Source organism: Rossellomorea aquimaris (genome assembly GCF_003315075.1).
Classification (GTDB): Bacteria; Bacillota; Bacilli; order Bacillales; family Bacillaceae_B; genus Rossellomorea; species Rossellomorea aquimaris_C.
Genome location: NZ_QNRJ01000008.1, coordinates 135,020 through 155,351, shown reverse-complemented (window position 1 = coordinate 155,351; position 20,332 = coordinate 135,020). Strand labels below are relative to the sequence as shown.

The window sequence follows — 20,332 nt, the reverse complement described above, 5'->3', positions numbered from 1 at the left end:
TTCTTATTCTAGCCTGCAGATGGAATGAAAAGTTCATCATTTGCAAGACAGGTTCTTCTCTTCCCGGATTTCTTTGCTACATACAGTCTTTGATCGGCAAGTGCGATTAGTTTTTCCGGGTCTTTGGCTTCCGTTGTTTCAGCCTGACCGAAACTCATGGAAATCGGCAAAGGCTTTAAGGTCTCCAACCGGCTATATAAGTCATTTAAAAACTGATGGATAACATGGTCATCCGTATGAGGCAATAAGATGACAAATTCTTCTCCCCCATATCGAAAGGCCTGTCCCTTATAGGTCACAGAGAGAGTCCGAAAGACTTCCCCAACCTTTCGGATCACTTCATCCCCTGTTAAATGCCCGAATTCATCATTCACTTTTTTGAAATCATCGATGTCACCCAGTAGTAAAGTGAAGGATTCATCCGCATCCACTTTCCGCCTAAACTTTTCCTGAAAAGATAGTTGATTGAATAAGCCAGACAAGTAATCTCGATGGGCGAGATGATGATAGGCTTCCTTTTGCGCATAATGAGCACGCTCCCTCAGCATGATCAAAGCCCCGAAAAGACCAATGATCCAGAGGAAAAACAAATTAAAAGAAAGAGTGAAATAATGTTGAAATTCAGTTAAGTTGACGGTCACCATTCCCATCAAAAGATATGCCAGGCTAAATACCGCAAGAGAAATGAGGGCCCCTTTGGTTCTCCAATAAATGGTCGCATGCATGACAAACAATATGGAAATCGGATAAAGCGGACTATGAATCCCTTCTGATAAAAACATCAGCCAGATCAATGCAAAAAAATCGAATATTATCCCTGCTTTTAAGATGAATTGGAGACTTCTTTTATCATCCCGGGCCCGTATAAGTGCAATTTGAGTCACAAGCATATAAATGACACCCGATACTAATAAAAAGGGAAAGACCGCTTTATTGGTAGTGATATTATCTGAAAAAGGAGGTACGTAAAATATGAGTGTAGCGATCACTACAAACAGCCACCTCAAAGTAGAAAATAACTTCTCTGTTTCGTAATCATTCAAATACAACGAAAATCTCATCAGCTTCATTCTCTCATCGTTTAATTTATAGTTTAAATTTACCAAAGATTGTGAAATCCGTCTATAACCTAAAAAAAACAGACCAACATCTGTCATATTGGTCTGCTACTCACAAGAAAATTATTCAGTTACACCGTACTTCAACTTGCTCTCTTCTATCGCTATATTTTTGTCACTATGAGGATATTTCGTATTTTCGATGATCTGATAATCCTCATGTCCTTTCCCGGCAAAGATGATAATATCCCCGGGTTCACTTACTTCCACTGCATGCTTAACCGCTTCTGCCCGATCACCAATCAAAGCATACTGTTGATGCTGCATTCCTTTTTCAAGATCTTTTAGAATGCTATCGTATTCTTCATATCGCGGGTCGTCTGTTGTTAAGATGACATAGTCTGCTAATGATGCTTTTTCTGCCATGGTAGGACGTTTTGTCTTATCACGATTTCCTCCTGTACCAACGAGGAAAATGATTTTGTTTTCTTTAAACGGCAGGACGGATTGAATGGCATTTTCAATTGCATCCGGCGTATGTGCATAATCAATGTAAACGGATAGAGGTGCTTCCATTTCAACCTTCTCCATTCTCCCGCTTACAGGTGGGAGATCGCGAACAATTTCCACTAGTCTGGATACTTCCATCCCCTTCGCATACAAACATGCCATAGCGGTCAGTACATTGTAAACATTGAATTTCCCTAATAACTTCATTTCCACCTCAAAGCTTCCTTGAGGAGATACAAGCGTAAACTTGGTTAAATCATTGAAATATTCTACATTTTCTGCTTTGAAGTCTGCGTGCTCTTCAAGTCCATAGCTGATCACTTCATGAGGAGTCATATAGCTGTAGCGCTCATACCATTCGTCATCCGCATTCAGAACAGCGTACTTTGGATTTTGAAGGTCCTGACCTAATTGAGAAAACAATAAACCTTTGGCATAGCCATAGTGTTCCATCGTTCCGTGGTAATCCAGATGATCATGACTTAAGTTGGTGAAAGCCACCACATCGAAGTCGATACCCCATAATCTTCCCAAGGCCAGACCGTGTGAGGATACTTCAAGGGTGAAATTGTGGATATCGCGATCTATTGCTCTTTGAAGCATCTGCTGGTTCGTTAAGTTGTCGCAGGTTGTGTTTTCACTCGGGAGTAACTCTCCATCTAAATTAAAGCCGATTGTGCCGGATAATGCAGAGCTGCGGCTGTCTTTTTTCAGGATGGAGTGAATCAGATTACTCACTGTAGTCTTTCCATTTGTTCCCGTCACGCCGAAAACCGTCAGCTTCCGGGAAGGGTAATCATAATACTTATTGGATAATTGAGCCAAGGCTTTGAATGAGTCTTTGACTACGACTAATGCGGATTTATTTAAATCAATGTCTAATTGTTTTTCTGCAACAATCAGGGTGGCCCCTTTTTCAACGGCCATCTGTGCATAATCATGTCCATCCACTGTGTAGCCTCTTGTACATACAAATATACTGCCTTCAGTCACTTTTCTGGAATCGACATGAATTTCGTTTATTTCTGAAGGTAATTCACCGTAAATGGTTTTTAATTTAATGCTGTCTAATAGATTATATGTAATCATTTGCTTACCTCTTTTGTATTAATATTGTATCTATTTTATCTTATCATCTTCGCTTTGATAAGAGAAATACCTCCTATAATCAAAACAAACTTTTCTCACACAAATGTCACCATACCCCTATTCACAATGACTAAAACAAAAAAGACTTTGATCACCCCCATAGTAAGGGTGATCAAAGACTTCACATTTACTCTACAACCATCTTTGATCGCACATAGTGCCAAAGTAATTTTTCTGTATTGAGGATGGAAGATTCATGCGTTCGTTCATATGCATGAGAAGCATCGATACCTGCCCCTATCAATCCATGAACGATATCAAATCCTGCCCGGATTGCAGCTGATGCATCAGATCCATAAAACGGATAAATATCGACTTTATATTCGATTCCGTTTTCTTCCGCTAATGAGACTAAGTGTTTACGTAATTCGTAATGATAAGGTCCACTCGAATCCTTTGCACAAATAGAAACGGTGTATTCATCCGTTGATTGTCCATCACCGATTGCTCCCATATCCACAGCCAGGTATTCTATGGTTTCGTCTGGAATATTTGAATTCCCTCCATATCCGATTTCTTCATTATTGGATATTAAGAAGTGGGTCGTATAAGGAAGAGTGATTCCTTCTGATTTGATTTGGCGAATCAAGCAAAGAAGCATACCTACACTTGCCTTATCATCTAAATGGCGAGATTTAATAAACCCGCTTTCCGTTATTTCAGCACGGGGATCAAAAGAAACAAAGTCACCGACCTCAATGCCAAGGTCCCTTACTTCCTTTGCATTTCGGACTTTTTCATCAATGCGGACTTCTATATTGGTTTCATCCCTTTTCGCTTCACCTGCATTTTTATATACATGGACGGATGTTTGATGCATAAGGATGGTACCACTGTAGGTGGTGCCTGAAGAGGTTTCAATCTGACAATACTCCCCTTCTACTGCATTCCACCTGAATCCACCTATCATGGATAAACGCAAACGTCCATCGCTCTTGATTTCCTTGACCATGGCGCCAAGTGCATCCACATGGGCAGTCAGCATACGATGTCTTCCTGTGTCTTCTCCAGGAATTGTAATGATAAGTGCACCTTTTCGGTTTCTTTTCATTTCTACATTTAGGTCTGATAGATATTCCTCAACAAAACTCATAATCTTATTCGTGTTTCCTGAAGGACTTGGAATTTCGACAAGCTCCTTAATGATTTGAAGTGTTTTCTTTGTATCTGGATATGTATTCATTTGACTCCCTCCCTTATCGTATTATACCGTCAATTGGAAGCTTACTACAACTGTTGTTCACCGAATATTCCATCTAATACGCTCTGATCTTTTAATCGCTTCTCTTTCATATTTCTTTCTTTTCTCTTTTTGAAACGGATGAAGATAGCCACAGTTCTCACAGCAGTAAAAGCCAATATTCCCTCCAACCTTTTGTCCATGGGGCAAAATCGTAAGCCCATCACCATATTCTTCTCTAAAAGTTAATTCGCTTTCCGTTAAACTTGGGTGACCACAATATAAACAACCGTTAAATCCCATATTTTCCACCATCCCTTTTTGTACATGCCTATGTAAGGAACGGGGATACTATGAATGGATTTGTAGGAAGGTTACTGTTCCCCTAATCAAGCATTAAAAAAACATCAAAAAAACAGGAGTGATATAGTGAACTCATCTACACTGGACAGTTTACCTCAAGGAAAGAAACATCCGAAAGGATTATATCTCTTATTCTTCACGGAATTATGGGAACGGTATAGTTACTATGGAATGAGGGCTCTTCTCGTCCTTTATTTAACCACTGCGTTTGTTAGTGGGGGATTGGGTGTGGACCCTGCCAAGGCTTTATCCATCTACGGAATTTATACAGGAAGTGTATATTTCACTCCCATATTTGGAGGGTGGCTTACGGACCGCTATATTGGGTTAAGAAAGGCCATCACCATCGGGGGCATCACAATGGCATGTGGAGATTTTTTAATCTTCCTTACCCACTCCCAAACTGGCCTGTATGCTGGGTTAGCCCTACTGGTGATCGGAAATGGATTCTTCAAACCGAATATCTCAACCCTGGTTGGTGAGCTCTATCCACGACATGATAAACGAAAGGATGCAGCCTTTACGATTTTTTATATGGGAATTAACCTGGGAGCATTATTCGCACCGCTTATTGCAGGGTTTCTCGCAGAGGATTTATTTCTCAAGACGCTTGCGGATGGTACGATGCACTATGGATTTAAATGGGCTTTCCTTGCATCCTCCATCGGAATGGTTACGGGACAGATCATCTTTAGTACATTAAATAATAAGTATCTCGGAAACGTTGGACTAAAGCCCAATAAGGCATTAGCTGAAGAAGCGAATGAAAACCAGAATGTTCCTTTGACAAAGAAAGAGAAGCAGCGGACAACAGCCATCCTTATCCTCGCCTGCTTTGTCGTTTTCTTCTGGGCTGGCTTTGAACAGGCAGGAAGTTCTTTCACTTTGTATACGAAAAACTTCATCGATCGTGAAGTATTCGGCTACACCATACCTGTTGCCTGGTTCCAATCCGTTAACCCCTTGTTTATTGTGATCCTGGCACCGATTCTTTCAAGTGTCTGGTTAAAGCTTTCAAGATCCAATCGAGGCGATCTGAACATGACGACAAAAATGGGAATCGGAATGATTCTCCTCGGACTCGGATTTATGATCCTCATTCCCGCAGTCATGCAAACAGGTTCGGATGAACAGAACATCACCGTAAAGGCAAACTTGTTGTTTATCGTCTTTACTTACCTTCTGCACACCCTTGGGGAACTGTTTTTATCTCCCGTTGGTTTGTCTCTGGTCAGTAAAGTAGCACCTGTTAAAATCGCATCCTTGCTTATGGGGGTTTGGATGGCTGCCATAGGTGTGGCGAGTCTTCTTGCCGGACAATTGGCTTCCCTGACAGCCACACTGGGATATTTAGAAATTTTCGCTGTCATCGGTGCAACCGCCATTATTCTCGGCTTCGTCTTACTCTCCATTTCGAAAAAACTTGTCTTAATGATGAGGGAAGAAAACCATACGTAAAGAATAAGAAAACCGCTGGCAATTAAGCCAAGCGGTTTTCTTATTTCACATTCTTCTCAGCTACACTGCCATTCAATAATCCACCAATCAATAAAATCGTGGAGGATATGTAAAACCATACAACCAGGGTAATGACGCTGCCCAGCTGCCCATAAAACTGGGAGTAGTCATTCAATTTAACATAGGTTCCGTATAACCATGAAACCCCTTGCCATCCAAAGGTAGCGACCAGTGCACCGGGAATGACATGAAGGAACGAAATTCGTTTACTTGGAACCACCATATAAAGAAAAAGGAAGAGTATGAACATAAAAATGGAACTTAATCCCCATTTCCCTATCACCCAAGCTTGACTCCATTCTCCGTTAATCTTCCCCTCGGTGAAACGTGCATGACGGATATATTCCTCAACCACCGGTACAATGAGTGAAAATGAAATAAGGAACATAAATCCGACTGTCAGTAACAGATCATACAGTAACGCAACCAGAAAGGGTTTCTTCCTCTCAATTTTATACGCTTTATTCAATGATCTCACCATGGATTGGACAGCCATAGAAGAAAGCCAAAAGGTAAAGAAGATGGAAATGGATAACACATCTCCCCGTTGGTCATACAAAATACGATCTATATTATTTTGAATGATGGCGTACGATTTATCAGGTGCAAAAGGCTTAATCAGAAGCAATACATTGGTTTCCGAAATGGGCAGATAACTAATCAACGAAAAAACAAAAATTAAAAACGGAAAGATCGATAACAACAAATAATATGCCAACTGTGCAGAATGATCGAAAAAACGTTCTTTAAAAAATCGAACTGTCACATTCTTTGAATGATGTAAGATATTCATGGTTTTTAACCCCTAAATAGGAAAAGATATTCTTATTTTCCCCTTTCATGCATAATTCAATCATTTTTGAACAGCTTTGCATTATCATTTGTCCTCTCTTCATTTCCCCTGTCTATATAAAGTAAGCGTGCAAATATACTAAGAGTATCCGGGATAGCCCCCTATCCGCGACTCATTCTTCCCCCCTTTAGTCCACTCATCCTCTAATAAACCAAAAAGCAGAGAGTCTCTCCATCCATTTTTCATTTTCAAGTCATGACGGATTCTTCCTTCCAACGTCATACCGATTTTGGTTAACACTTTCTGAGAGGAAATATTTTGAGGGTCACATGTCGCCGAGATCTTATGCAAATTCAACTCAGAAAACCCTCTCTCCACTAACGCACTTCCAAGGAGAGTTCCGATTCCCTTCCCCCAGTAATCAGGATGCAGTATATACCCAATTTCACCGGATTGATGAACGAAGCTTTTAATGATGATTTCACCTGCCCCAATCACTCGATCGGTATTCTCATCTACCAGAGCTTGTACATACCTTGTTTGCGGAACCATCTTTTCAGCTTTCAACACTTCTTCTACATACGCTAATGTGTCCATCTCTGAATTCGGACCCCATGGCTGAAACTGAGACACATTTTCTTGAGACGCATAGAGATGAACATCCTTCCAATCTTCTTTCTTTAACCTGCGTAAATATATATGAGAAAAAAGATAAACCTCTTCCACGTCACTCCCACCTCACATGCATTCTGAATTGTTCTAATATTAACATGATTTTCTAGAATAGAAATAAAAATTCAAAAACAACAAGAAACATTCACGAAACTAATAAAGGATTTCTCCCTCTCATTCAAGAAATCAATAAGTGAAAGAAAATTTTCTTGCATCACTGTATGAAGCAGACGAAAGGAAAGGGAGATTCGATATGGTAAACAACAAGGAAACAATGGGGAATGAAGATGTATACACAGACTTTATTAATAAAATGACCTATGGTGAATATCTTGGCCTGGATACACTACTTGACAGTCAGAAACGTTTATCCGGTCACCATGATGAAATGTTATTCATTATCATTCATCAAGTAAGCGAATTATGGATGAAATTGATTCTGCATGAAATCAAAGCTAGTATCACCTCCATCCAAAAAGGGGAACTTTCTCCTGCATTTAAAATGTTGGCACGTGTTTCAAAGATTCAATCACAAATTATTCATGCCTGGGATGTGCTGTCCACGCTTACGCCTTCAGAATATGTTCAATTCAGGGACAGCCTTGGGCAAGCCTCGGGATTTCAATCCTACCAATATAGAATGATCGAATTTGCCCTTGGTTACAAAACGAAACATGTATTGGAGATTTACAAGAAGGATCCTGAGTTATCAGTTCAGCTTAAAGAGGCGTTCGAGGCCCCTTCCCTATATGATGTTTCCATCCTTGCCTTATCAAAAGCAGGGTTACCCATTCATGAAGATGTACTTCGTCGGGATTATAAGAAGGCTTACATGGAAGACCAGACTGTATTGGATGCATGGACAGAAGTCTATAAGCATCCGGATAAGTATTGGGATTTATACGAATTAGCCGAAAAATTGATCGATATTGAGGATTGGCTTCAGCAATGGCGCTTCAGACATATGAAAACCGTGGAACGGATCATCGGTCATAAAATGGGGACGGGCGGTTCAAGCGGTGTAGGCTATCTAAAAAAGGTTCTGGATCATCGTTTCTTCCCTGAACTGTGGAATGTCCGGACGAACCTCTAAATCCTTTGCATTATGTGGTTTTTTAAGGGCTCATATAGTTAAAGTGAAATTCACACATTTTTCTGCCTATTTTCCAATTCCTTGTTTTATAAGGGTTGCCTTTTAAATGGTTACCTGATATTATGTAAGAGAATTATTTTTGTTCGGTATGGAAGGATGGACAAAGTTTTTAAAGCTTTTCGCCTTGAAGTTACGTGAGCAAGAATAGTAATACAATTGTGTGGAGAACACACGAGGAGGTAACATTATGTTAGAAGGTACAGTTAAATGGTTTAACGCAGAAAAAGGTTTCGGATTCATCGAGCGCGAAGGTGGAGACGACGTGTTCGTACACTTCTCAGCTATTCAAGGCGAAGGATTTAAAACTTTAGAAGAAGGTCAAAAAGTTTCTTTCGAAATCGTTCAAGGAAACCGTGGCGACCAAGCTGCTAACGTTACTAAAGCATAATTCATGCTAATTCAAAAGACTCTACTCTGTAGGGTCTTTTTTCTTTGCCATCACATAAAAAAGTGTATACAATAACCTTACCATGCTTATTAGGAGGTTTAATCATATGGCAATACACTCTTTTCATATATCTACTGATTGGCCGGGGCTGCGAAATGATACAGGTACCTTGAGCTCGGAAAATTTTCACACGAAAATATCTATCCCCACTGAAATGGACGGACCTGGAATAGGAACAAACCCTGATGAAATGCTTCTTGGAGCAGCAGCTACGTGTTACATCATCACCCTGGCCGCGATGCTTGAACGAAGTCATATTGAGAAAACGGACTTATCGATGACATCCGAAGGAATTGTGGAAGTCCAAAAAGGAATCATCACATACAAAGAAATCATCCACCGCCCTGTGCTGACATTAGCTCCCTCCACTACTGAAAAAGACATAACCCTTACGAAGAAATTGTTGTTGAAAGCGGAACAGTCTTGCATGATCACCCGTGCCATCAAAGGGAATGTGACAGTAAAGGTAGACCCTGAAATACATATGTAAAAAAGCATAAGCAAAGGGCATCCATTCAGATGCCCGAACTTTTTATGATTCAGCGTGAACAAGCTTCACTAACATATGGGCAAGCATATGCTGCTCTTCCTTGTTACCTGCTTTCCATAATTCATGTAATAACTTTTCTTCTCTATTCTTCGGCTCCTCATGTGCCGCAAGATAGTCTCCCACCTTCTGGCCTGCCTTTGCCTGCTGCTCTTCATTCATCCCTAACTTATCCGCCAAGGAAACTTTATTACCTAAGTATTGTTTGAAATGATCAAAGTTTGATAATATATCCTCTTTTTTGTCCTGGGACATATTATCTAACGTTTTATCCACCTTTGACTCCATTTTTTCTTCTGTAGAATGATTTGCCATTTAAATCTCTCCTCTCATTCAATCTAGTATGTATATTCCCACCATTGGGAGAGTTAAACATATATTTTCATATTATTGGTAATGGAACCTCCAACTCTCTCCTTCTTGTTTAAGCACTTTCTCCAGAGTGTATACAATATAGTGATACTGAATAATGAGGAGGACGAAATAAAATGAAGAATGTTAAGAAGAAAGTTGCCATTATTACAGGAGCAAGCAGTGGTATCGGACAAGCGACCGCGAAAGAATTAGCCTCAAAGGATATAACCGTGATGCTTGCGGCAAGACGTGAAGAACAATTACAAGAATTGAAGAATGAGATTGAACAAATGGGCGGAACGGCTTTTTACCATGTAACAGATGTGACGAACGCAGGAGAAATGGAACAACTGGCTAAAAAGACGGTAGAACTGGCCGGTCATATTGATATTTTAGTCAATAATGCAGGACTCATGCCCCTTTCATTAATAAATAAAAGAAAAATTAAAGAATGGGATCAAATGATTGATGTGAATATTAAAGGAGTACTTTATGGAATCTCCGCTGTCCTGCCGTATATGGAAGAACAAAAGTCAGGCCATATTATCAATATCTCTTCTGTAGCCGGTCATAAAGTCATGCCCGGAAGCTCCGTATATAGCGGGACGAAATATGCCGTTCGTGCGATTACAGAAGGCTTAAGACAGGAAATGAACGCTTCTCACAACATTCGCACAACGATCATCTGTCCTGGTGCAGTTGCAACCGAACTGACAGAAACGATTACGGACGAAGATATATTAGCAGCGTTTAAGGGTCGTGACATGAAGCCACTCGACAGTGAAAATATTGCGAAGTCGATTTCTTACGCCGTCGAGCAGCCAGACCATGTCGATGTAAATGAAATCATCGTACGCCCTACCCAACAAGACATGTAAACATAAGGAGGACTAATCATGAATACACAATTTGATAAACTGTTTATTAATGGAGAATGGGTAAAAGGAAGCAGTGAGAATGTGATTCTCAATAAAAACCCATTCAATAATATTGAGCTTGGTTCCATTAAAGCTGCCAATAAAGAGGATCTCGACACCGCTTATAAATCAGCACAAAAAGCTCAAGAAAGCTGGGCGAAGGAACTTCCTCAAGTAAAAAGAGAAGTGATGGAAAAAGCCGTTGAAATCGTCGAAAACAATCAGGAATTCATCATTGATTGGCTTATTAAAGAGTCTGGCAGCACATACATGAAAGCGGCAGGCGAAGTGAAGGTCTCCATAAATAGTATGAAGGAAGCGGCTACCTACCCTTACAGAATGGAAGGGAAAATACTACCTTCTCAAGTACCCGGGAAAGAAAACCGTGTCTACAGAGAACCGCTTGGAGTTGTGGGAGTAATCAGCCCTTGGAACTTCCCCTTCCATTTAGCAGTTCGCTCAATTGCAACGGCTTTAGCAACAGGAAACGGTGTTGTTGTTAAACCGGCTACTCACACCCCTGTGACAGGCGGTTTATTATTTGCAAGTATCTTTGAGGAAGCCGGGCTGCCGAAGGGGTTGTTAAATGTAGTCGTTGGAAAGGGATCAGAAATTGGTGATGATATCGTTGCTCACCCGATTCCCAGACTGATTTCCTTTACCGGTTCGACTGAAGTGGGACGTGGAATAGGAGCGCTCGCAGGAAAGAACCTGAAGAAGACTGCTCTTGAGTTAGGTGGAAACAACGTCTTTATCGTTCTTGATGATGCAGATCTCGATCAGGCAGTTGAATCAGCCCTATTCGGAAAATTTTATCATCAAGGACAAATTTGTATGTCCATAAATCGGATCATGGTTCATAAAGGGATGTACGATAAATTTGTGAAGACTTTTGTATCTCGTGTCAAAGAACTAAATACAGGAGATCCTTCAGATAAAACGACCCAAATCGGGCCATTAATTGATCAAAATCAAGTAGACCGCATATTGAAGGATATTGAAAGCAGCAAGGAACAAGGAGCGGAAGTGGTATTAGGAGGCAACGCTGATGAGAACTTATTGTATCCCACAGTAATGACTCATGTGACCAACTCAATGCCGATTGCAAAAAATGAAATCTTCGGACCTGTAGCAGCCATCATCTCGTTTGAAGATGACGATGAGGCGATCCGCTTGGCCAATGAACATCCATATGGCCTAAGTGGAGCGGTACACTCTTCCTCCATAGAGAGAGCGACGAATTTGGCTCACCAAGTAAAGACCGGGATGATTCATATTAATGATGAACCTGTGAATGATGAGCCGCATATGCCATTCGGGGGAGAAAAGGATTCCGGACTGGGCCGTTTCAATGGCGAATGGGGTCTTGAAGAATTCACAACGGTTAAATGGGTCGCCGTTCAACATAAGAGAAGAGACTACGGGCCATTTATTGAAAAGAGATAACAAGAAAAGCGAGTCTTGATGACTCGCTTTTCTTGTTTTTATAATTCATCAAACCCATTAGCATCCGATGTCTTCGTATATTGCCTTGATTTCTGTTCAAAGAAATCAGTCTTCCCCCTATCCACTTCCTGATAGGCAATGATCCATTTTAGTGGATTGGTCTTATATCCTTGAAATGGTTCTTCAAACCCCAGCTGTTTGGCTCTTTTATTCGCCATGAATTTAATATAATCTTCAAGGTCGCTCATTAACAGCCCTTCAACGTGAGCTCCGATGATATCTCTTCCCCACTCTATTTCCAGGAGAGCTGCCTGTTTGAAAGCATCTTGTCCAAATTTACGCAGCTCATCCGTTTGATAATCTGGATTCTCGTTAAGGACTTCTTTATAAATTTTCTCAAATAAGCCGACATGCAACTGTTCATCCCGATTGATATAATTAATCATCGTCGATGTCGCCACCATCTTTTGATTTCTGGCCAGATTGTAGAAGAAGGCAAAACCGGAGTAAAAGAACAATCCTTCCAGAATGACATCATAGATGATCGACTTTAATAGATTCTCAATGGTGGGGGATTCGACAAATCCTTTATATCCATTCGTTATAAATTCGTTCCGCTTCTTCAAGATTGGATCGTTCTTCCAGAAATCAAACACTTCATCCTGCTTCTTTTTGGACACGATGCTTGATAACACGTAACTGTACGAGTGGTTATGGACGACCTCTTGCTGTGCCAAAATGATCATCAATGCATTCAGGCTGGAATCCGTGAGATAGTCAGCCACTTTACCGGCGTAATCGGTCTGCACACTATCAAGGAGAGCCAGTAAGCCGATGATTTTCAAAAAGGACTCCTGCTCCCTTGATGAAAGAGTAGGGAACTGCTTGATATCCTTTGCCATGTTGATCTCAAAGGGGGTCCAGAAATTCCCCAGCATTCTCTTATACTTTGGATAGGCCCATGAGAACCTGACATCATCCCAGTTTAATATATTCGAGCTTCGTCCATTTACAATTCCGGTAGATTTATTCGGTGCCTCAGAATCTATTAAGATTCGCTGCTTTAATCTATTCACGTTATCATCTTCCTCCCTGCTAGCTATGGCAGCTTTCACATTCTTCAAAATTTGAAACAGATGTTGATCTCACATAGTAGGTCGTTTTCAATCCTGACTTCCATGCATCTAAATGAAGAGATAGTAACTCGATCGCCTTGATATCATTCCGCACATACAAGTTAAATGATATTCCTTGATCTATATGTCTCTGTCTCTTCTCATTTTGTTTAATACTCCAGTGCTGATCTACGTTATAAGCCGTTTTGTAATACCAGGTCGTCTTAGATGATAAATCAGGTGCTGTAACAGGAATCTTATAATCTTTCTTTTCTTCCGAGTACTCTAATCTGAATAAGGGATCTATACTGGCTGTAGAGCCGGCAATGATCGAAGTGGACGAATTGGGTGCTACGGCCATTAAATATCCGTTTCGGATTCCTCGTGAGGAAACATCATGCCTGAGTGCATCCCACCTCGCTCCGGAATACCCTTTCTTTGAAAAATATTCTCCAGTCGACCAGTCGGAACCGCTGAAATAGGGATAGGAGCCTTTTTCTTTCGCTAATTCATGACTGGCTTTGATTGTGTAATAAGCCACATCCTCGTAAAGCGAATCACAATAATCAACTGCTTCATCGCTCTCCCATTTCAAACCTTTTAATGCAAGGAGGTGATGCCATCCAAAGGTTCCTAATCCAATCCCTCTATAGCGCCTGTTTGTCAGTTGGGCTTGCAGGACAGGAAGCTTATTAATATCTATGACATTATCAAGTAATCTCACTCCTATGGACACGACTCTTTTCAGCTCATCATCCATGATGGTTTTGGCTAGAGAAACAGATGCCAAATTACAGACGACATAATCTCCCGGAGATTTATAGGTAATGATTTTACCGTCCTTTATGACCTCTTCTTCCATGACGGTCGCACTCATATTCTGGGCGATTTCCGTACATAAATTACTACAGTAAATCATTCCCTTATGCCCATTGGCATTTAGCCGATTGACTGAATCACGGTAAAACATATAGGGTGTACCCGTTTCGAGCTGGGAAATCATGATCCGCTTGAAAATTTCAATCGCAGGAACCACTTCCCTGGAAAGATCGGGACATTCTACACACTCCCAATACTTTTCCCTGAACGAACCTTCTCCCTCACACTCATCATAGTAATCTTCCAGGGAATATCCCATGACCACCCGCACTTCATGAGGATCAAATAAGTACCAATCCCCTCTATCCTCCACTTGTTCCATGAATAAATCCGGTACGCTTACTCCAGTGAAAAGGTCATGAGTACGCTGCCTTTCATCTCCATTATTTAATCGGGTATCAAGAAAAGGAAAAATATCCTTATGCCATACATCCAAATAAACAGCGATCGCTCCTTGACGTTGACCTAATTGATCAACGGATACGGCTGTGTTATTTAATTGCTTCATCCATGGTATAACACCTGAACTTACTCCCTTGAAGCCTTTGATATTACTACCTCTGCTCCGGACCTTCCCCAGATAGATACCGAGACCGCCACCGTTTTTACTTAGTGTGGAAACATCTGTATTACTGTCATAAATACTTCTTAAATCGTCGGCTACCGTATCAATAAAACAGCTCGATAACTGACCATGGCTTTTGCCGGCGTTGGCAAACGTAGGGGTTGCAACCGTCATATACAAATTCGACAGGGCCCAGTAAGCTTCTTCAATAAGCGCCAGTCGCTTATCACGGGGTTCGTTCATAAAGAGCGTCATGGCGATGATCAGCAATCGCTCCTGAGGCAATTCAAGGATTTCACCCTCATGGGACTTGGTTAAATACCGCTCTGATAATGTGACGATCCCTATGTACGTAAACAGATGGTCTTTAGATGAATCCATGATCCTCCCCAAAGAGTCAATTTCATCCTTGCTATATGACTCCAATAGCACGGGTGTATATAGTTCCCTATCAGTCAAGTCTTGAATTAATTCATAAAAGGAACTGTACAACACGCTTTCTTCCACTCTCCTTGAATAGGCGATTGTACGATAAAGTTTCATTAAATATAATTCTGCAGCCACATACGTCCAATCAGGTTCATGGGCAGAGATCCGTTCAACTGCCGTGAGTATCATGAAATGATACAGCTTTTCTTTACTCCATTCAGATTGACCGTCTGCATACTTAAACGTCTTTTCATCGAATTCTTTAAAATGAAGTTGTGGAAAGCGACTGTGGAGATTTGTAAGAATCGCTTTTGCGTCCACTGAAATCCTTTGATCCTGTGATACGATTGACATCATCATTCCTCCCAATTTATACAGTGTGGGAAGGATTCAAAAAAAGCCCATCCTTCTAGAAGGATGGGCTTTATGTACGAAAGATATATGAATAGACTAAAGTGCCTATTCCAATCCTCGCTTTATCCTCCCAATTCCCGAAGAAGATAACACGTGATAAACAAGGCAGGTCTCCTGACTCGTACTTCACCCTACTCTAAGGCCTTCCCATCGTATATGACAGTGGCAGTTCCTTATTTCGTCAGCACTTACAGTTGCGGGGACAGTTCCGGATTCACACCGGATTCCCTTTTAAGTCCATTCAGACACCCTATTCACAGGTTATAATCAATATATAGTTAAAATCATTAAACATAACACTAAATGTTGTGTTCTGTATCATCATAAACGATTAAAAATGAATTTACAAGTGAAACGATTCATTTTGTTTAGAAGTTGAAATCTTTTAATAGTATCACTCTATTACACTCGCAAAGTCAAGAGTTGTAACAAGTTGAACAGAAGAAAAAACCCTTCCTATGAAATATGCTTATAATTATTATTTTCCATGAAAAGAATAGCAGAGGATTGAATACTACCTTCAAATGGACACTAGTCAGCCGACACCTGCCCACATGTTAGTTGAAGAAAGTGTTCCCACTCTCTATAATTCAAATAGAAGGTTGTTTGACAGTATTCTTTGGTCCCCAATATTTTTTATAGGCTGTTTAAATGGAGGAAAGCACTCGATTTAAACAGTCTCTTTTTTTAGCTGCCAAGTGAAAATCTTCTTACATTTTCATTTCTGTCCACCAGTTGACAGTCGAATGTAATCGCATACATTCTAGTGAAAGAGGGACCATATTAGTAATTCACTGTATTTCAACCTCATTACAATCTATACTTTTTAGCTTAAATACTTTCTTTTTACGGGTTTTTCATTTAAAATGCGCATTAAGTGATTTTTTTGGAAATCACACCTTACTTCTGAAAGGGGTCTATTATGAAAAAATTATTAACGACTTTACTAGTAGCATTATTAGCCATTGGACTAGCCGCTTGCGGTTCGAACGAGGAGAGCCAAAAACAAGCTGACGATAAAGCGAAAACAGAAGAAAAAAGCGATGGAAAGGCTCAAGAAGAGCAAGCGAAGCAAATGGAAGAAATGCAAAAGAAAATGGATAAACAGAAGGTTGAAAAAGATAAGATCGTTGCCATTGTAAATGACGAAAAAATAAAAGGTGAAGATTTCAATAACGTATTGACTCAATCACAAATGCAGTATCAACAGATGGGGCAAGACCCAACAAGTAAAGATGCAGCAAAGAAAATAAAAGAACAAACGATTGATAGCCTGGTTGGACAAACACTCCTTATGCAGCAGGCCGATGAAAAAGGCTACAAAGCATCAGAGGATGAAATCAATAAACAACTCGAAGAAGTTAAAAAGCAGTACGGTGATGAAAAGAAGTTTGAAGACGCAATGAAAAAAGCCGGATTCACGATGGACGAGTTGAAAACTCAAATCGCTGAAAACATCAAATACACTACCTACGTTGAAAAAGAAATTAAAGTAGAAGAAGTCTCTGAAGATGAAATGAAGAAATTTTACGATCAGTACGCAAGTCAGCAAGGTCAGGGTGAATCAAAGGATGCACCAAAATTTGAAGAAGTGAAACCTCAGATCAAGACTCAATTAGAACAACAGAAAAAACAAGAAAAACTTGTTCAGCATGTAGAAGATTTAAAGAAAAATGCTAAAGTTGATGTAAAAATCTAATGCACCATGAAAGAAAGCCACCTACTGTGTAGGTGGCTTTCTTGTGATCTATTCCCCGATGTTTTTCTCTGCCCCCGAAGGGTATGGTACAACAACGACTCAGTAAGGGAGGGTGAAAAGATAATGACGAAAAGAGCCAATGACAATCCAGAGCAGATCAATAAAGATCATGACGGCATTCTCGATCAGCATGAAAGTGAGCAAAATGTGGATCCAATCCCCCTCGATGACTTAAAAAAAGAGCAGCGGGACGAGAAAAATAAGCATCATACGAAAGATGACTCATCAAGCAAAGAATAATATGTTAATCAAAAGCCCTGTGGAATTCCCACAGGGCTTTCTTTCTTCTTATTTAGATAACCAGTCCGTATGGAATGTTCCTTCTTTATCCACACGCTGATACGTATGAGCACCAAAATAATCACGTTGGGCCTGAAGTAGGTTGGCAGGCAGTGACTCAGAGCGATAGCTGTCATAATAGGCCAAAGCACTCGCAAGACCCGGTACAGGGATTCCTAATTTAATGGCTGTAGCCACCACTTCTCTCGCTTCCTCCTGATAGTTTTCAACGATTTCCTTGAAATACGGATCAAGCAGTAGATTCGTTAATCCCGGTTCACGATCATACGCTTTCTTGATATCTTCCAGGAAGCCTGCACGAATGATGCATCCACCTCTGAAGATCATGGAAATCTCGCCGGGCTTCAAGTTCCAGTTATACTCATCCGAAGCAGATTGAAGCTGGGCGAAACCCTGTGCATATGAGCAAATCTTGCTTAGATATAGCGCTTTACGAATCATTTCGATAAACTCTTCTTTGTTACCGGAGAACTCCTTATTTCTTGGTCCTCTTAAGATTTTACTTGCCTTCACTCTTTCTTCCTTCATGGCAGAGATGAAACGGGCAAACACAGATTCAGTAATGATCGATAATGGTACACCTAATTCCAGTGCAGAAATACTCGTCCACTTCCCTGTTCCTTTCTGCCCTGCTGTATCCAGGATTACATCGACAAGGGGCTTTCCTGTGTCCTCATCCACCTTTGTGAAAATATCCGCCGTGATTTCAATCAGGTAGCTGTCAAGCTCCCCCGCGTTCCATTCTTTGAATATCTCATGCAGCTCCGTTGCGCTCAAACCCAATACATTTTTCATAAGATAATACGCTTCACAGATAAGCTGCATATCACTGTATTCAATTCCATTGTGGACCATTTTCACATAATGGCCTGATCCATCCGGACCGATATATGTACTGCACGCATCGCCTTTTACCTTGGCCGCAATCGCTGTCAGGAAAGGCTCGACTAAATCGTATGCTTCCTTCTGACCGCTCGGCATGATAGCTGGACCGTATAAAGCGCCTTCTTCTCCGCCCGAAACACCTGCACCGATGAAGTTGATTCCTTTTTCACCAAGTTCCTTATTGCGGCGAATCGTATCTTCAAAGTATGTGTTTCCTCCATCAATCAGAATATCTCCCTGATCTAAATGTGGAAGCAATGATTCAATCGCTTTATCGGTAATATTACCGGCTGGGACCATAATCAATATTTTTCGTGGTGTTTCTAATGACTGCACGAACTCTTTCACATCGTGAGTACCGACCATTTTCTTGTCTGGATGCTCCTCAAGAACTTCTCTTACCTGTTCATCAGACACATCATAGATGGAAACGGAGTAGCCTCTGCTTTCGAAATTCAAAGCCAGACTCTTCCCCATCACTCCGATACCGGCAACACCTATTTGTTGTTTTTTCATATATTTATCAATCCTTTCACTTCGAGTAATCATATTTCCACCGTATATATTATAATATGAAAATAATTTTCCGTGGTGGATTTTTATGAAATAATATTTTTTTATTTCATGAAGTAGGTTAAAATTATTTTCATGAAGATTTCGCTTAGAGGAGGTTTCCCCTGCATGAAAGAGGAAAAAGTACAGCATTGTTTACCTCGTATCCGTTCTCATTACTCTCAATTCAGTGAAAAAGAAAAGATGATTGCAAATTTTATTATTTCTAATCCAGAAAAAATTATCCACTCTACCATCAGTGGTGTAGCAGAAGAATTGAACGTTGCAGATGCTACAGTCTTCCGATTCTGTAAACGATTGGGCTTTAAAGGCTACCAGGCCATGAAGATTTCTCTTGCATCCGACCTGGTGACCCCTATCGAAGATATTCATGAAACAATCAATGAAGGGGACTCTGAGGGTGTTATCGCCCAAAAGGTGTTCCGGTCCAATATCAGAACGTTAGAAGATTCTTTAAGCATGCTGAACGAAGAAATGTTTACGAAAGCTATTCAAGGGATGATAAGTGCCGGAAGAATAGAATTTTACGGTACGGGTGGATCGGGGTTTGTTGCCATGGATGCGCACCATAAGTTCCTCAGAACCGGCATGACCACTACGGCGTACAACGATCCTCATATGCAGCTGATCTCCGCTTCCCAATTGACCGATAGAGATGTGATTGTCTTTATCTCTCATTCAGGATCGAACAAAGATCTATTGGAAGTGTTGGACGTAGCGAAGAAGAATCGGGTAACGACCATTGCCATTACTCACTTCGCCAAATCCCCTCTGAGCAAAGGGGTCGACATTCCTCTTTTCACGGTATCTCAAGAAACCGAATATCGATCTGAAGCACTTGCTTCAAGAATCAGTCAGCTTAGTATTGTGGATGCCCTCTACGTCAACACCATGATGAAAAGGAAAGATCTATCCAAAGCTTCCCTGCAAAAAATGCGTGACGCGATTTCCATTAAGAAAATATAGTAAGAAATAAAGGGACGGACCTTTACTTAAGGTCCGTCCCTCATCATTACTTCGGATACTTCAGGGCATTCTTTTCAAGCTTCTTATACACTTCTTCTTCTAAGTCGACATCCATTTTATCAGCCAGTTGGACTAAATAAATCAGGACATCAGCCATTTCTTCTTTGATATTTTGATGTGTCGCTTCCACTGCTTCCCGGCTTGTTTTCCATTGGAAATTTTCCAGGAGTTCATTTGCCTCTAATGAAATGGAAATGGCCAGATCCTTTTCATTGTGATTGGCATCCCAGTTTCGTTCATCCCTGAATTCAATGATTTTTTCATACAGTTGTTTCATCT

The 20,332-nt window shown here is 40.7% G+C and carries 20 protein-coding genes and 1 riboswitch; of the genes, 9 read left to right on the top strand and 11 right to left on the bottom strand.

The window, feature by feature from the left end; all coding sequences use genetic code 11:
• Positions 1-8: 8 nt before the first annotated feature.
• The 4 genes from DET59_RS12640 to DET59_RS22090 form a co-directional block, all read right to left on the bottom strand.
• On the bottom strand, positions 9-1,061 hold the full coding sequence (locus DET59_RS12640) for a GGDEF domain-containing protein (protein WP_181778146.1): 1,053 nt from the start codon (positions 1,059-1,061) through the stop codon (positions 9-11).
• 120 nt (positions 1,062-1,181) lie between these two features.
• Positions 1,182-2,657, bottom strand: a complete 1,476-nt coding sequence (locus DET59_RS12635; RefSeq protein WP_113970009.1) for a UDP-N-acetylmuramoyl-L-alanyl-D-glutamate--2,6-diaminopimelate ligase — start codon at positions 2,655-2,657, stop codon at positions 1,182-1,184.
• Positions 2,658-2,844: 187 nt separating this feature from the next.
• Entirely contained in the window at positions 2,845-3,900 is a 1,056-nt protein-coding gene (locus DET59_RS12630) for a M42 family metallopeptidase (RefSeq protein ID WP_113970008.1), read from the bottom strand.
• Between the two features lie 44 nt (positions 3,901-3,944).
• Positions 3,945-4,076 (bottom strand): hypothetical protein, encoded by a 132-nt coding sequence (locus DET59_RS22090; protein WP_258549661.1) that lies wholly within the window; start codon positions 4,074-4,076, stop codon positions 3,945-3,947.
• Between the two features lie 247 nt (positions 4,077-4,323).
• Between DET59_RS22090 and DET59_RS12625 the strand changes: the two genes are divergently transcribed.
• Positions 4,324-5,718 (top strand): peptide MFS transporter, encoded by a 1,395-nt coding sequence (locus DET59_RS12625; protein WP_113970007.1) that lies wholly within the window; start codon positions 4,324-4,326, stop codon positions 5,716-5,718.
• A 40-nt stretch (positions 5,719-5,758) separates the two neighbouring features.
• Here the strand turns inward: DET59_RS12625 and DET59_RS12620 are convergent, their stop codons facing one another.
• A complete protein-coding gene (locus tag DET59_RS12620; RefSeq protein WP_113970006.1) occupies positions 5,759-6,571 on the bottom strand; it encodes a YihY/virulence factor BrkB family protein in 813 nt (270 codons plus the stop codon).
• A gap of 138 nt (positions 6,572-6,709) precedes the next feature.
• Positions 6,710-7,297 carry a GNAT family N-acetyltransferase gene (locus DET59_RS12615; protein ID WP_181778145.1) on the bottom strand — a complete coding sequence of 196 codons (588 nt, stop codon included), beginning with the start codon at positions 7,295-7,297 and terminating at the stop codon, positions 6,710-6,712.
• A gap of 199 nt (positions 7,298-7,496) precedes the next feature.
• Here DET59_RS12615 and kynA point away from each other — a divergent pair, with 199 nt between their 5' ends.
• The 3 genes from kynA (at position 7,497) to DET59_RS12600 (ending at position 9,334) form a co-directional block, all read left to right on the top strand.
• Positions 7,497-8,336, top strand: a complete 840-nt coding sequence (kynA, locus tag DET59_RS12610) for a tryptophan 2,3-dioxygenase (RefSeq protein WP_113970024.1) — start codon at positions 7,497-7,499, stop codon at positions 8,334-8,336.
• A gap of 247 nt (positions 8,337-8,583) precedes the next feature.
• Complete coding sequence (locus DET59_RS12605; protein ID WP_034763568.1) at positions 8,584-8,784, top strand: cold-shock protein; 201 nt, start codon at positions 8,584-8,586, stop codon at positions 8,782-8,784.
• 106 nt (positions 8,785-8,890) lie between these two features.
• Complete coding sequence (locus tag DET59_RS12600) at positions 8,891-9,334, top strand: SACOL1771 family peroxiredoxin (protein WP_113970005.1); 444 nt, start codon at positions 8,891-8,893, stop codon at positions 9,332-9,334.
• A gap of 42 nt (positions 9,335-9,376) precedes the next feature.
• Here DET59_RS12600 and DET59_RS12595 read toward each other — a convergent pair whose 3' ends face one another.
• Complete coding sequence (locus tag DET59_RS12595; protein WP_113970004.1) at positions 9,377-9,706, bottom strand: DUF3243 domain-containing protein; 330 nt, start codon at positions 9,704-9,706, stop codon at positions 9,377-9,379.
• A 173-nt stretch (positions 9,707-9,879) separates the two neighbouring features.
• On the opposite strand from DET59_RS12595, the gene DET59_RS12590 reads away from it, so the two are divergent.
• Positions 9,880-10,623, top strand: coding sequence for an SDR family oxidoreductase (locus DET59_RS12590; RefSeq protein ID WP_113970003.1), 744 nt, complete (start codon positions 9,880-9,882; stop codon positions 10,621-10,623).
• Between the two features lie 18 nt (positions 10,624-10,641).
• Positions 10,642-12,108, top strand: coding sequence for an aldehyde dehydrogenase family protein (locus DET59_RS12585; protein WP_113970002.1), 1,467 nt, complete (start codon positions 10,642-10,644; stop codon positions 12,106-12,108).
• A 38-nt stretch (positions 12,109-12,146) separates the two neighbouring features.
• Here the strand turns inward: DET59_RS12585 and DET59_RS12580 are convergent, their stop codons facing one another.
• Positions 12,147-13,184 carry a ribonucleotide-diphosphate reductase subunit beta gene (locus DET59_RS12580; RefSeq protein ID WP_113970001.1) on the bottom strand — a complete coding sequence of 346 codons (1,038 nt, stop codon included), beginning with the start codon at positions 13,182-13,184 and terminating at the stop codon, positions 12,147-12,149.
• 19 nt (positions 13,185-13,203) lie between these two features.
• Positions 13,204-15,453 carry a ribonucleoside-diphosphate reductase subunit alpha gene (locus DET59_RS12575; RefSeq protein ID WP_397540939.1) on the bottom strand — a complete coding sequence of 750 codons (2,250 nt, stop codon included), beginning with the start codon at positions 15,451-15,453 and terminating at the stop codon, positions 13,204-13,206.
• Positions 15,454-15,597: 144 nt separating this feature from the next.
• A riboswitch (cobalamin riboswitch) is annotated at positions 15,598-15,778 on the bottom strand.
• Positions 15,779-16,432: 654 nt separating this feature from the next.
• Here DET59_RS12575 and DET59_RS12570 point away from each other — a divergent pair.
• Both DET59_RS12570 and DET59_RS21675 read left to right on the top strand, forming a co-directional pair.
• Positions 16,433-17,209, top strand: a complete 777-nt coding sequence (locus DET59_RS12570) for a SurA N-terminal domain-containing protein (RefSeq protein WP_113969999.1) — start codon at positions 16,433-16,435, stop codon at positions 17,207-17,209.
• Positions 17,210-17,332: 123 nt separating this feature from the next.
• Entirely contained in the window at positions 17,333-17,509 is a 177-nt protein-coding gene (locus DET59_RS21675) for a hypothetical protein (protein ID WP_181778144.1), read from the top strand.
• Between the two features lie 48 nt (positions 17,510-17,557).
• On the opposite strand, the gene gndA is transcribed toward DET59_RS21675, so the two are convergent.
• Positions 17,558-18,970: an NADP-dependent phosphogluconate dehydrogenase gene (gene gndA, locus DET59_RS12565; protein WP_113970023.1), complete on the bottom strand. Its 1,413-nt coding sequence runs from the start codon at positions 18,968-18,970 to the stop codon at positions 17,558-17,560.
• Between the two features lie 165 nt (positions 18,971-19,135).
• On the opposite strand from gndA, the gene DET59_RS12560 reads away from it, so the two are divergent.
• Positions 19,136-19,993 (top strand): MurR/RpiR family transcriptional regulator, encoded by an 858-nt coding sequence (locus DET59_RS12560; protein WP_113969998.1) that lies wholly within the window; start codon positions 19,136-19,138, stop codon positions 19,991-19,993.
• Positions 19,994-20,039: 46 nt separating this feature from the next.
• Here DET59_RS12560 and DET59_RS12555 read toward each other — a convergent pair whose 3' ends face one another.
• Positions 20,040-20,330, bottom strand: a complete 291-nt coding sequence (locus DET59_RS12555) for a nucleotide pyrophosphohydrolase (RefSeq protein WP_113969997.1) — start codon at positions 20,328-20,330, stop codon at positions 20,040-20,042.
• Between the last annotated feature and the right edge of the window lie 2 nt (positions 20,331-20,332).